This window comes from Salinisphaera sp. T5B8, assembly GCF_040361255.1.
In the GTDB taxonomy this organism is placed as follows: domain Bacteria; phylum Pseudomonadota; class Gammaproteobacteria; order Nevskiales; family Salinisphaeraceae; genus Salinisphaera.
In genome coordinates this window covers 1-11,610 of sequence record NZ_APNG01000015.1, presented here as the reverse complement: position 1 = coordinate 11,610, position 11,610 = coordinate 1, and the positions used below count along the sequence as shown (strand labels likewise).

At 61.9% G+C, this 11,610-nt stretch carries 11 protein-coding genes; 8 read left to right on the top strand and 3 right to left on the bottom strand.

Going from position 1 to position 11,610, the window contains the following annotated elements:
• Nucleotides 1-58: 58 nt before the first annotated feature.
• A complete protein-coding gene (locus T5B8_RS13650) occupies nt 59-1,327 on the bottom strand; it encodes a branched-chain amino acid ABC transporter substrate-binding protein (RefSeq protein WP_353179584.1) in 1,269 nt (422 codons plus the stop codon).
• 266 nt (nt 1,328-1,593) lie between these two features.
• Here T5B8_RS13650 and T5B8_RS13645 point away from each other — a divergent pair, with 266 nt between their 5' ends.
• The 6 genes from T5B8_RS13645 (at nt 1,594) to T5B8_RS13620 (ending at nt 7,340) form a co-directional block, all read left to right on the top strand.
• On the top strand, nt 1,594-2,379 hold the full coding sequence (locus tag T5B8_RS13645) for an SDR family NAD(P)-dependent oxidoreductase (RefSeq protein WP_353179582.1): 786 nt from the start codon (nt 1,594-1,596) through the stop codon (nt 2,377-2,379).
• 199 nt (nt 2,380-2,578) lie between these two features.
• On the top strand, nt 2,579-4,216 hold the full coding sequence (locus tag T5B8_RS13640) for an electron transfer flavoprotein-ubiquinone oxidoreductase (protein ID WP_353179740.1): 1,638 nt from the start codon (nt 2,579-2,581) through the stop codon (nt 4,214-4,216).
• An 82-nt stretch (nt 4,217-4,298) separates the two neighbouring features.
• Nucleotides 4,299-5,045 (top strand): electron transfer flavoprotein subunit beta/FixA family protein, encoded by a 747-nt coding sequence (locus T5B8_RS13635; RefSeq protein ID WP_293628002.1) that lies wholly within the window; start codon nt 4,299-4,301, stop codon nt 5,043-5,045.
• Nucleotides 5,042-5,992, top strand: a complete 951-nt coding sequence (locus tag T5B8_RS13630; RefSeq protein WP_353179580.1) for an electron transfer flavoprotein subunit alpha/FixB family protein — start codon at nt 5,042-5,044, stop codon at nt 5,990-5,992. Before T5B8_RS13635 ends, T5B8_RS13630 begins: the two co-directional genes overlap by 4 nt.
• A 96-nt stretch (nt 5,993-6,088) precedes the next feature.
• Nucleotides 6,089-6,547 carry a MaoC family dehydratase gene (locus T5B8_RS13625; protein WP_353179578.1) on the top strand — a complete coding sequence of 153 codons (459 nt, stop codon included), beginning with the start codon at nt 6,089-6,091 and terminating at the stop codon, nt 6,545-6,547.
• Nucleotides 6,548-6,557: 10 nt separating this feature from the next.
• Nucleotides 6,558-7,340 carry an enoyl-CoA hydratase-related protein gene (locus T5B8_RS13620; RefSeq protein ID WP_353179576.1) on the top strand — a complete coding sequence of 261 codons (783 nt, stop codon included), beginning with the start codon at nt 6,558-6,560 and terminating at the stop codon, nt 7,338-7,340.
• A gap of 182 nt (nt 7,341-7,522) precedes the next feature.
• On the opposite strand, the gene T5B8_RS13615 is transcribed toward T5B8_RS13620, so the two are convergent.
• A complete protein-coding gene (locus T5B8_RS13615) occupies nt 7,523-7,924 on the bottom strand; it encodes a four-helix bundle copper-binding protein (RefSeq protein WP_353179575.1) in 402 nt (133 codons plus the stop codon).
• 311 nt (nt 7,925-8,235) lie between these two features.
• Nucleotides 8,236-9,192: an NAD(P)H-dependent flavin oxidoreductase gene (locus tag T5B8_RS13610; protein WP_353179573.1), complete on the bottom strand. Its 957-nt coding sequence runs from the start codon at nt 9,190-9,192 to the stop codon at nt 8,236-8,238.
• Between the two features lie 341 nt (nt 9,193-9,533).
• On the opposite strand from T5B8_RS13610, the gene T5B8_RS13605 reads away from it, so the two are divergent.
• Together T5B8_RS13605 and T5B8_RS13600 are read left to right on the top strand one after the other, a co-directional pair.
• Nucleotides 9,534-10,736, top strand: a complete 1,203-nt coding sequence (locus T5B8_RS13605) for an acetyl-CoA C-acyltransferase (protein WP_353179571.1) — start codon at nt 9,534-9,536, stop codon at nt 10,734-10,736.
• A gap of 153 nt (nt 10,737-10,889) precedes the next feature.
• Entirely contained in the window at nt 10,890-11,561 is a 672-nt protein-coding gene (locus T5B8_RS13600; RefSeq protein WP_353179569.1) for an NYN domain-containing protein, read from the top strand.
• Nucleotides 11,562-11,610 lie beyond the last annotated feature (49 nt).

The following is an 11,610-nucleotide window of genomic DNA, read 5'->3' as shown; positions in this document are numbered from 1 at the left end:
GCACGCCGGGGCCTGGCCAGCCTCATGCCGGCCACCGTTCAAGCGTGATCGGTTGCGATCAGCTCGACGGACGCTTCATTTCGCAGCTGCTTTCGACTGCGGTATCCGCAGCGTCCAGCTTGGCGTCCATCACCCAGCCGATGCCGGTGTCTTCGGAGTCGTACTTGGCATAGTCTTCCGAGAACGTGGAGATGAACAGCGGCTGCAGCAGCTGGTGATCCTGCTTGCGCATGGTCACTTCGCCAAACGGCGTTTGCATGGTCATGCCTTCCATGGCCTGGGCCACAGCCAGCGGATCGGTGCTGCCGGCCTTTTCCATGGCCTTCTTGAGCATGTCCATTTCGGTCTTGATACGCAGGTAGTAGAACTCGATACCGTCATAGCGGTCTTCGAATTCCTCGAGAATCTCGCGCAGCTCCGGTGCGTCGTAATCCTCGACCAGGTTCTCCTGCCATTCGGTGACCATCTTCACGTGGCCCGCGCCGGCCTTGCCGAGCGCGGTGGGCGTGCCGAGGCCGCCCGCATAGTAGGTGTACCAGTCCACGTTGAGCCCGGCCTGGGAGCCGGCCTTGACCAGCAGCGACAGGTCGTTGCCCCAGTTACCGCTGATCACGGTATCCGCGCCCGACGACTGGATCTGCGAGATGTAGGGCGAGAAGTCCTTCACCTTGCCGACCGGATGCAGCACGTCGCCGACGATTTCGATGTCCGGACGCTTCTGCTTGAGCATTTCCTTGGCGATACGTGAAATCGCCTGACCATGCGAGTAGTCCTGATTGATCAGAAAGACTTTCTTGATATCGTCCTGCTCGGCCATGTAGTCGGTGATCGCCTGCAGCTTCATGGCGCTGTTGGCGTCGAAGCGGAAGTGCCAGAACGAGCACTTGTCGTCGGTCAGGGACGGGTCGACCGCGGCGTAGTTGAGATACACCATGCGGTTGTCGGGATTGCGGCGATTGTGCTTCTCCACGCCGTCCACCAGCGCGCCGCCCACATGCGAGCCGTTGCCCTGGGTGACGTAGTGCACGCCTTCGTCGGCGGCCTCACGCAGAATCTGCAGCGATTCCTGAGCACTGGACTTGTTGTCGTAGCCGATGATCTCGACATCCTTGCCGAGAATGCCGCCTTCGGCATTGATGCGCTCGGCCAGGTATTTGAAGTGCTTGAGTCCGGCATCGCCAACATTGGCGAACGGCCCGGACAGCGGGTCGATATAGCCGATCTTGATCGTGTCGTCGGCTGCCGTGCCGACCGCGGGTACGGCCAGCGCCGCTGCAATACCCACGGCTGCCACCGCCCGCCGCACGAGCCCCTTGTAGTGCTTCATTGCGTCTCCTCCGGTTTGTTTTCGTGTGGCTTTTTGCCACTTGTTATCGATGCCTCGTGCACCGTTGATCTGAAACTAGCACCCTCTGATCGGCAACGCCAACACTGTGTGCTGCATACCGCTATCCAGCGCCCAAGCCAATGCCCGTAAACATTTGAACGATCGTTCGTAATCTGGTGAAACACAGTTTCACCGACATTGACGCCCCCCGGGCCTTGTGTAGAATTCGACGCGCGATCAAGGAGAGAAAAATGACAAACGCCGGCATGAAACGATTCGACAACCGCACGGTGATCGTCACCGGCGCCGCCAGCGGTATTGGCCGCGCCACTGCACTGCGTTTTGCCGCCGAGGGCGCGCGCGTGGTGCTCGTGGACCGCGTACCGGATGCCCTCGAACGCGTGCGAGACGAGCTCGCTGGCAGCGGCCACGAAATGGCCGCGCTGGATGTGCGCGACGCCGCAGCAGTCACCGAGCTGGTCGACCGGATCGCCGCCGACCACGGCGCGATTCACGTGCTCTGCAACAACGCCGGTATCGCCGGCAGCGATTACACGCCGATTACCGACAACGACCTGGATACCTGGCGCGATGTCGTGGACGTGAACCTGTTCGGCACCATGCATTTCACCCGCGCGGTGGCACGCCACATGCGCGAAGCCGGCGCGGGCGCGATCGTGAACACCGCCTCGGTGGCGGGCGTGCGCTCCGGCGCTGGCGGCAATGCCTACAGCGCATCGAAAGCGGCGGTGATCAATCTCACTCAGACCAGCGCCTGCGATCTGGGCCAGTACAATATCCGCGTGAACGCAGTCTGCCCGGGCCTGGTCAAGACCGGCATGACCAAACCGGTGTTCGACTATGCCGAAGCCAACGACAAGACCCACAAGCTCGGCGCACGCTGCGAACTGCGCCGCTACGGCCGGCCGGAAGAACTGGCCGCGGCGATCACGTTTCTGGCCAGCGACGATGCCAGCTTCATTACCGGCCAGGCCTTGCCGGTCGACGGCGGCAACACCGCGTCGTTGAACATGCCGGGCATGAAGGTCTGAGCTCATGCCGGGCGTTGTCGAGTTGTTGCCGCTCCATCGTCCGGCATGGCCGGCGCAGGATGGCGGCACATGAATATCGGTGCCATCATGGCGCCCTTCGCTCGTTGTCGAGTGCCTGCAGCCGACTCCACCGACGGCTGCCCGCACGCTTGATCGGTCAACGAGCCAGCCAAGAGCTAAAAACGATATGAGTGAAGAAATCGAACGCGATGTCATGGAGTACGACGTACTCATTGTCGGCGCGGGCCCGGCGGGCCTGTCGGCGGCCTGTCGGCTGAAACAGAAAAGCCCGGAGCTTGAAGTCTGTATCGTCGAAAAAGGCTCGGAAGTCGGCGCCCACCTGCTCTCCGGCGCGGTCTTCGAACCGCGTGCGCTGGATGAGCTGTTTCCCGAATGGAAGGACAACGGCGCCCCGCTGAACGTACCGGTCACGCGTGACGAAATCTATTTCTTCACCAGCGAAAGCAAGGCCACGAAGATGCCCAACGCCTTCGTGCCGGCCCCGATGCACAACGAAGGCAACTACATCATCTCGCTGGGCCAGCTCGGCCGCTGGCTAGGCGAACAGGCCGAAGCGCTGGGCGTGGAAATCTATCCCGGCTTTGCCGCGCAGACGCCGATCATCGAAGACGGCGTGGTCAAGGGCATCGTCACCGGCGAAATGGGTGTCGGCAAGAACGGCGAACCCAAGGACAGCCATGTGCCCGGCATGGAACTGCGCGCCAAGTACACTTTCTTCAGCGAAGGCTGTCGTGGCCATATCGGCAAGCAGCTGATTCGCGAATTCGAGCTCGACAAGGGGGTCGACCCGCAGCACTACGGCATCGGCCTCAAGGAAATCTGGGAGATCGACCCGGAAAAACACGAGCCCGGTCTGGTGATTCACGGCGCCGGCTGGCCGATCAACGTCTCCGGTAGCGGGGGTTCGTTCCTGTACCACCTGGAAGACAACCGCGTGGCGGTCGGGCTGATCGTGGACCTGAACTACGAAAACCCCTATCTGTCACCGTTCAAGGAATTCCAGCGCTTCAAGCACCATCCCAAGATCGCCCAGTATCTGGAAGGCGGCAAGCGAGTGTCCTACGGCTCGCGCGCGATCGCCAAGGGCGGGCTGAACTCGCTGCCCAAGATGACGATGCCGGGCGCGGTGCTGATCGGCTGCGATGCCGGCACGCTGAACTTCGCCAAGATCAAGGGCAACCACACGGCCATGAAGTCGGGCATGCTGGCGGCCGAAGCCGCGGCCGACGCACTGGCCAATGGCGGCGAGGGTCACGACGAGCTCACCGCCTACACCGATGCCTTCAAGGCCAGCTGGGTGTACGAAGAACTCTATGCCAGCCGCAACTTCGGCGCCTCGCTGCACAAGTTCGGCACCTTCAAGGGCGGCGCGCTCAACTATATCGAGCAGAACTGGTTCAAGGGCAAGGCACCGTGGAACTTCCACGACACCACGCCCGACTATGCGGCCACCAAGCCGGCCGATCAGTGCACCGAGATCGAATATCCCAAGCCCGACGGCAAGCTGTCGTTCGATATTCTGTCTTCGGTGCATCTGTCGAACACCGGTCACGAGGAAGACCAACCCTGTCACCTCAAGCTGACCGATCCGTCGATCCCGATCGAGCACAACCTGCCCAAGTACGCAGAACCCGCCCAGCGCTACTGCCCGGCGGGTGTGTATGAAGTGGTCGAGGACGACAACGGCAAGCCGCGCTTCCAGATCAACTTCGCCAACTGCGTACACTGCAAGACCTGCGATATCAAGGACCCGGCCCAGAACATCACCTGGGTACCGCCGGAAGGCGGCGGCGGGCCGAAGTATTCGGCGATGTAGGCATGCCAGCGCATCGCCACAGGCCGGAACCGGCCCGTGGCGAACGGGTATTTTTAAGACATAGCGACAAGAGAACCGACACATGAAAGTACTGGTGAGCGTCAAGCGCGCGATCGACTACAACGTGCGCATCCAGATCAAGCCGGATGGCTCCGGCGTCGTCGAAAACGGCGTCAAGCACAGCATGAACCCCTTCGACGAAATCGCCGTCGAACAGGCCATGCGCTGGAAGGAAGCCGGCAGCGCGGATGAAGTCGTGGCCGTGACCATCGGCCCGGAAGCCGCCAAGGAACAGCTGCGCAGTGCGCTGGCCTTCGGCTGCGACCGCGCGATCCACGTCAAGACCGACGAACCGGTACAGCCGCTCACCGCCGCTCGTGTGTTCGAAGCGCTGGCCAAGAAGGAAGAGCCCAAGGTCTTTCTCATGGGCAAGCAGGCGATCGACGACGACTCCAACCAGACCGGCCAGATGACCGCCGCCCTGCTGGAATGGCCGCAGGCGACGTTCGCCTCCGAAATCGAACTCGACGGCGAGACCGCCAAGGTCACCCGTGAGATTGACGCCGGCCTGGAAACGCTGGATATCGACCTGCCCGGCGTGATCACTGCCGACCTGCGCCTGAACGAGCCGCGCTATCTCAAGCTGCCGGACATCATGAAGGCGAAGAAGAAACCGATCGAAGACACCAGCCTCGACGACCTCGGCGTGGAACGCGCCGCGATGCTCGAAACCGTCAAAACCGTGGCCCCGCCCGAGCGTGGCGGCGGCATCAAGGTTGAATCGGTCGACGAACTGGTGAGCAAACTCAAGGAAAAGGGCCTGCTATGAGCAACAAGATTCTGATCATCGCCGACTATCTCAACGGCGAACTCATCCAGTCGACTGCACGCGCGGTCACCTGTGCACAGCAGATGAGCCCGACCGCGATCGACGTGCTCGTACTCTGTGACGACGGCGCCAACATCGCGGCACAAGCGGCCAAGATCGAAGGCGTGACCAAGGTCCTGCAGGCCGACAACGATGCCAACCAGCATCCGACCGCGGCCGCCCTGGCCCCGCAGATCGCCGCCGCCGCACAGAACGGCGAGTACAGCCATGTACTGGGCCCCAACACCACCTTCGGCAAGGATCTGATGCCGCGTGTGGCCGCCAAGCTGGGCGTGGCCATGATCACCGACATCATGGCCGTGCATTCCGCGCATGAGTTCGATCGCCCGATCTATGCCGGCAACGCAATCATCACGGTCAAGGCGCCGGAAGATCAGGTGCTGGTGGCCTCGGTGCGCTGTGCCTCCTACCCGGCTGCGGCCGAGGGCGGCAATGCCGAGATCGAAACCCTGAGCCTGGACGCCGAAATTCCGTCGCATACCCGCTTCGTGAACCTCGAGCAGGCCAAGAGCGATCGTCCGGACCTGCAGACCGCGCCCAAGGTCATCTCCGGCGGCCGCGGTGTCGGCAGCGAAGAGAACTTCAAGATCATCTACGACTTCGCCGACAAGATTGGCGCGGCCGTGGGTGCATCGCGTGCCGCGGTCGACGCGGGCTTCGTGCCCAACGACATGCAGGTCGGCCAGACCGGCAAGATCATCTCGCCCGAGCTGTACATGTGCTTCGGCATTTCCGGTGCCATCCAGCATCTGGCCGGCATCAAGGACGCGGGCACCATCGTGGCCATCAACAAGGATGAAGAAGCCCCGATCTTCGAAGTGGCCGATATCGGCCTCGTCGGCGATCTGTTCGAAATCATCCCGGAACTCGACAAAGCCGTAAGCTAACCCAAGCGTTGGCCATGGCCTGTCGACCGGTATCCGCGGCGCTCGTTTCGGGCGTCGTGGGTACCGGTTTTTTATTGGGCGCGAGAGGAGAATATCGTGCAGATCATTGAGAACATGGACGCACTCGAAGCGTTCGTCGGCCAGGAAATGGGCGTCAGCGACTGGCTGACGATCGATCAGGAACGCGTCAATCAGTTCGCCGATGCCACCGAAGACCACCAGTGGATTCATGTCGACGTGGAACGCGCCAAGCGCGAATCCCCCTTCGGCGGGCCGATCGCCCACGGCTTTCTGACCCTGTCGCTGTTGCCCCAGCTCACCAGTCAGATCAAGCGTATCGAAGGCGTGACCACCACGGTCAACTACGGCCTCGACAAGGTGCGCTTCATCGCCCCGGTACCGGTTGGCTCGAAAGTACGTGCCCGCCAGACGCTGGAATCCATCGAGCCCCGTGGCGACAATCGCTACATGCTGCGCAATACCGTCACCATCGAAATCGAGGGCGCCGACAAGCCGGCCTGTATCGCCCAGTCGCTTTCGTTGATCGTCTTTTGAGGAAACCGTCATGACCCAGCCCGAACTCACCAGCGGCTTCATCCGCGCCGAAAACGACGACGGCGTGCTGCACGTGACCATCGATCGTGCCAGCAAGCGCAATTCGCTCACCGCGGCGATGTACGACGATCTGTCGCGCTGTGTCGCTCACGCCGAAGCCGACGACGCGGTACGCACACTGCTCATCGACAGCGAAGGCGACATGTTCTGTGCCGGCAACGATGTGGCCGAATTCGCCAATGCCTCACCGGAAACGCGCAAGGCCGGCAGCGCCGGGCCGGCGCTGAGTTTCATCAAGCAGTTGCGTGCGCTCGACAAACCCGTGGTCATCGCCGTGCAAGGCCAGGCCACCGGTATCGGCACCACCATGCTGCTGCATGCCGATTTCGTGATCGCCGACGAGCGCGCACGTTTCTATACCGCCTTCATCGATCTGGCCCTGGTGCCCGAAGCCGCCTCTAGCCTGCTCTTGCCCGGCCTGGTCGGGCGCCAGAATGCCGCCCGCCTGCTACTCGCCGGCGACACCATCGATTCCGAAGAAGCCTTGCGCATGGGCCTGATCGCCTATCGCGTGGCCGACGCGGCGTTAGCGCACGAGGCCATGAAACTGGCCAAACGCCTGGCTGCCAAACCGCCGGAAGCGATGCGTCAGAGCAAGCAGCTGCTGCGCCAGGGCCTGGGCAGCGATGACGTCGACGGCCAGATCGAGCGCGAAGCCGAGCGCTTCGGCGAACGGCTATTCTCCGACGAAGTTCGCGAGATCATGAACAAGTTTCTGCAACGCAAGAAATAGCGCTGCCAACGACCCGACTCTTGAAAAGCCGCTTCCAACCGAAGCGGCTTTTTTGCAGGGGCCGGTGCAGCGCTTGTGCGCCAGCGCACGACCGTGGCGAGCTGCCGTGCCTTCTACGGGCATAAAAAAAGCACGGCGCGCTCACGCGCCGTGCTTCGTAGCGGACCCGTTGTCGCTAAGGCTTACGAGTCGATCTCGCCGAGCAGATCGTCGCAGGCCTTCACGCAGCGGTTGCAGGCGTCTGCACACAGCGCGCAATGCTGATGATGATCGCGATGGCCTTCGCAGTGCGCGGCGCACTTCTGGCAGGCATCGCGGCAGGCCTTGACCTGCGTGGCGGCCGGCGATTCGCCAAAGGCGGTCTGGCGCGACAGCACACGCGCGGTGGCGTTGCAGATGTCGGCACAGTCGAGATCGGTACGGATGCAGCCGCGCAGGTCGGCTACGTTGTCTTCGGCCAGACAGGCATCGGCACAGGCGGTGCAGTGATGCGCACAGTCGAAGCAGGCTTCGACACAGGCGACCAGCTGTTTCTGGACCGACAGCGGGTTCGGGTGGCTCTTGAGCATGGCTTCTGCTTGCATGATTTCGCTCCTTGCGACGTCAGCGCGCTACCGCGCCCACGTTAGAATTCGTATCCACCGCCCGGCGGGGGCGGCGGCTGTTGAATCCGCATGGAAACGAAACCCATGCTGCGGGTATATCAGCAGTCTTACGGAGGGCGCGGCCGCCACTGTCATGAGCGCGATACGTGATCGCGTTCGACGCGCCTGCCGGCGTCTAACGCTCGGTCCAGCCACGTCTGGCGCCCGATTAGTGCGCGATTGGGCGCCAGACCACGCCTGATCCGCTGCGGTGCCAGCCACCCGGCCGGCACCGCGACGACCGTGCCGGCTTAAGCGAAGCGCTTGCGCGCGGCAGCGTATTCGGTCGCCAGGCGGTCGACGATTTCACTGGCCGGCAGCACGCTGTCGATACTGCCCACGCCCTGCCCGGCGCCCCAGATATCCTTCCAGGCTTTCTTCTTCTCGCGGTCGCTGCCGAAGGTCATGGCTTCCTTGCCGGATTCGGGCAACGCGTTCGGGTCTAGACCTGCGTTCTCGATCGAGCCGCGCAGATAGTTGCCATGCACGCCGGTGAACAGGTTGGAGTAGATCACGTCCTTGGCGGTGGACTCGGTGACCATCGCCTTGTATTCGTCGACCGCGTTCGCCTCGGCGCTGGCGATGAATCGCGTGCCCATATAGGCGAAATCCGCACCCATTACCTGGGCGGCGAGAATATGTTCGCCACGGGTGATCGAGCCGGACAGAATCAGCGGGCCGTCCCAGAACTGGCGGATTTCGGAAACCAGCGCAAACGGGCTGAGGGTGCCGGCATGGCCGCCCGCGCCGGCACAGACCACGATCAACCCGTCCACACCCGCTTCGATCGCCTTCTCGGCATGGCGCACGCTGATCACGTCGTGAAACACGTGGCCGCCGTAGTCGTGGGCTACCTCGACCGCGGCGTGCGGCGCGCGCAGGCTGGTAATCATCAACGGCACCTTGAAGTCCGCACAGGCTTTCAGATCGTGTTCGAGCCGGTCGTTCGACGCATGCACGATCTGGTTCACCGCAAACGGCGCGATCTTGGCCTGCGGGTCGGCTGCACGGGCCTCGTCCAGCGTGGTGGTAATGCGTTCGAGCCATACCGGCAGCTCCTCCGCCGGGCGCGCGTTCAGCGCCGGAAACGAGCCGACGATACCGCTCATGCACTGGGCGATCACGAGATCCGGATTGGACAGGATGAACATCGGCGAACCGATGACCGGCAGACGCATCTGGGCGTTGAGTTGATCGACCAGCGACATGAAGACTCCTTTTTATTCTCGCAATTAGACGACGAACGATACCGAACGATCGTTCACCGCGTGTAAGATACGCGATGGCATGAGGCCGCGATACCGCCACACAGGGATCGCGCGCCAAGCCAGTGTAGCCGCCAAACCATGGCGTCGAGCTCGCTTGACGCCCTTTACGCGGCTCAACATACTGCGACACGGCTTTTTTCGAAAGGCCGTTTCAAAAAACTTATAGCGGCTTTCATTGCCCCGACGGCCCGGCGCCACAGCCAATCCGCGTAACCCGCCTGCCCTGACGGGCCGAACAACAACGCGCCAGGCCACTACCGCAAGAACAATCGAGGAGTCCCATGCGACAAGCAGTCATCGTTTCCACCGCCCGCACGCCGATCGGCAAGGCCTATCGCGGCGCTTTCAACAATACCCAGGCACAGGCACTCGGCGGCCATGCCATTGAGCATGCGCTCAAGCGTGCCAAGCTCCAGGGCGAAAACATCGACGACGTGATCATGGGTGCGGCGCTCCAGCAGGGCTCCACCGGCCAGAACGTGGCCCGCCAGTGCGCGATTCGTGCCGGCCTGCCGACCTCGGTACCGGGCATGACCATCGATCGCCAGTGCGCCTCGGGCCTGATGGGCATCGCCACCGCAGCCAAGCAGATCGTCAACGACCGTATGAATATCGTCGTCGGTGGCGGCCTGGAGTCGGTGTCGCTGGTTCAGAACGAGCACCAGAACACCTTCCGTGCCCGCGACCCGTGGCTGGTCGAGCATCGTCCGGACATCTATATGTCCATGCTCGAAACCGCCGAAGTGGTGGCCGATCGCTACAACGTCTCGCGCGAAGCGCAGGACGAATATGCCTACCAGTCGCAGATGCGTACGGCAGCCGCTCAGGAAGCCGGTAAGTTCGATGACGAAATCGTGCCGCTGACCACCATCAAGAAGCAGCAGGATAAGCAGACCGGCGAAATCAGCGAAGTCGAAGTCACCCTCGACCGCGACGAAGGCAACCGCCCGAGCACGACGCTGGAAGGCCTGCAGGGCCTGAACCCGGTGTTCAAGAACGGCCAGCAGATCAGCGAAGGCCGTTTCATCACCGCCGGCAACGCCTCGCAGCTGTCGGACGGCGCCTCGGCCAGCGTGCTCATGGAAGCCGCCGAAGCCGAACGCCGCGGCCTGGAACCGCTGGGTGCCTATGTCGGCATGGCGGTAGCGGGCTGCAACCCGGACGAAATGGGCATCGGCCCGATTTATGCCGTGCCGAAACTGCTGGAACGCTACGGCCTGAAGGTCGACGATATCGGTCTGTGGGAGCTCAACGAAGCCTTCGCCAGCCAGTGCCTGTATTGCCGTGATTATCTGGGTATCGACCCGGACAAGTACAACGTCAACGGCGGCTCCATCGCCATCGGCCATCCCTACGGCATGTCGGGTGCACGCATGACCGGCCATGCCCTCATCGAAGGCAAGCGTCGCGGCGCCAAGTATGTGGTCGTGACCATGTGCGTAGGCGGCGGCATCGGCGCGGCCGGCCTGTTCGAAGTGTTCTAACGAACTTGAATAAGGCATTGCATTAATCAAGCGTTTGTTGAATACTGATCTCTAACCTACCCCTTGGCGTGGTCACGATGACCTACGCCTTGGGGCGAAAAAGCCGCCTTCGGGCGGTTTTTTCATTTGTAGATCTATCAATCAGCTGATCACGTGCTTAGACCATTACGCACCATCGCTTATATCGATGGCTATAACCTCTACTACTCGGCGCTCACCGGTAGTCGATTTAAATGGTTGGATCTACGTCGTCTCATCGAACGAATCATCATGGAGTCGGCGCCGAATCCGGCGTTCGAACTTGTCACCGTCAAGTTTTTCACCGCGCCGATCCTGGGACGATACGTATCGGACCCGGCTTCGCCGGATCGGCAACGCCGCTACCACAACGCGCTGAAGTTTGCGCCCTCGGGGCCGACAGAAGTCATCAACGGCTACCATGCCTCGACGATCAAAAAGGCGCGTTTACTGGAAACGGGCGAACTCGAGCGGGTCGATGTGCTTGAGGAAAAGCAAACCGACGTCAACATTAGCCTGCATATGTACCGCGACGCGGCGCACAACCGCGTGAATCAAATCGTCCTCGTGAGTAACGATTCTGATCTTGCGCCGGCACTGGGCATCATCAAACACGATTTTCCCGACATCGTCCGGGGTGTGGTTTTGCCTTCGCTCAATCGTTCCAGTCGACGTAGCGGGCAATTGGATGCGCTAGCCCACTGGACTCGAAGGCAGCTCAAAGCAGAAGACCTATCGCGCAGTCAGTTACCAAGGGCCGTAATCAACCGCAAAGGAAAGCCGATCCTCAAACCTGACGCATGGTAAGGGTTCTACCCCGTTTCCGCGGACGATTGAGAAAAGGTTAACGGATATT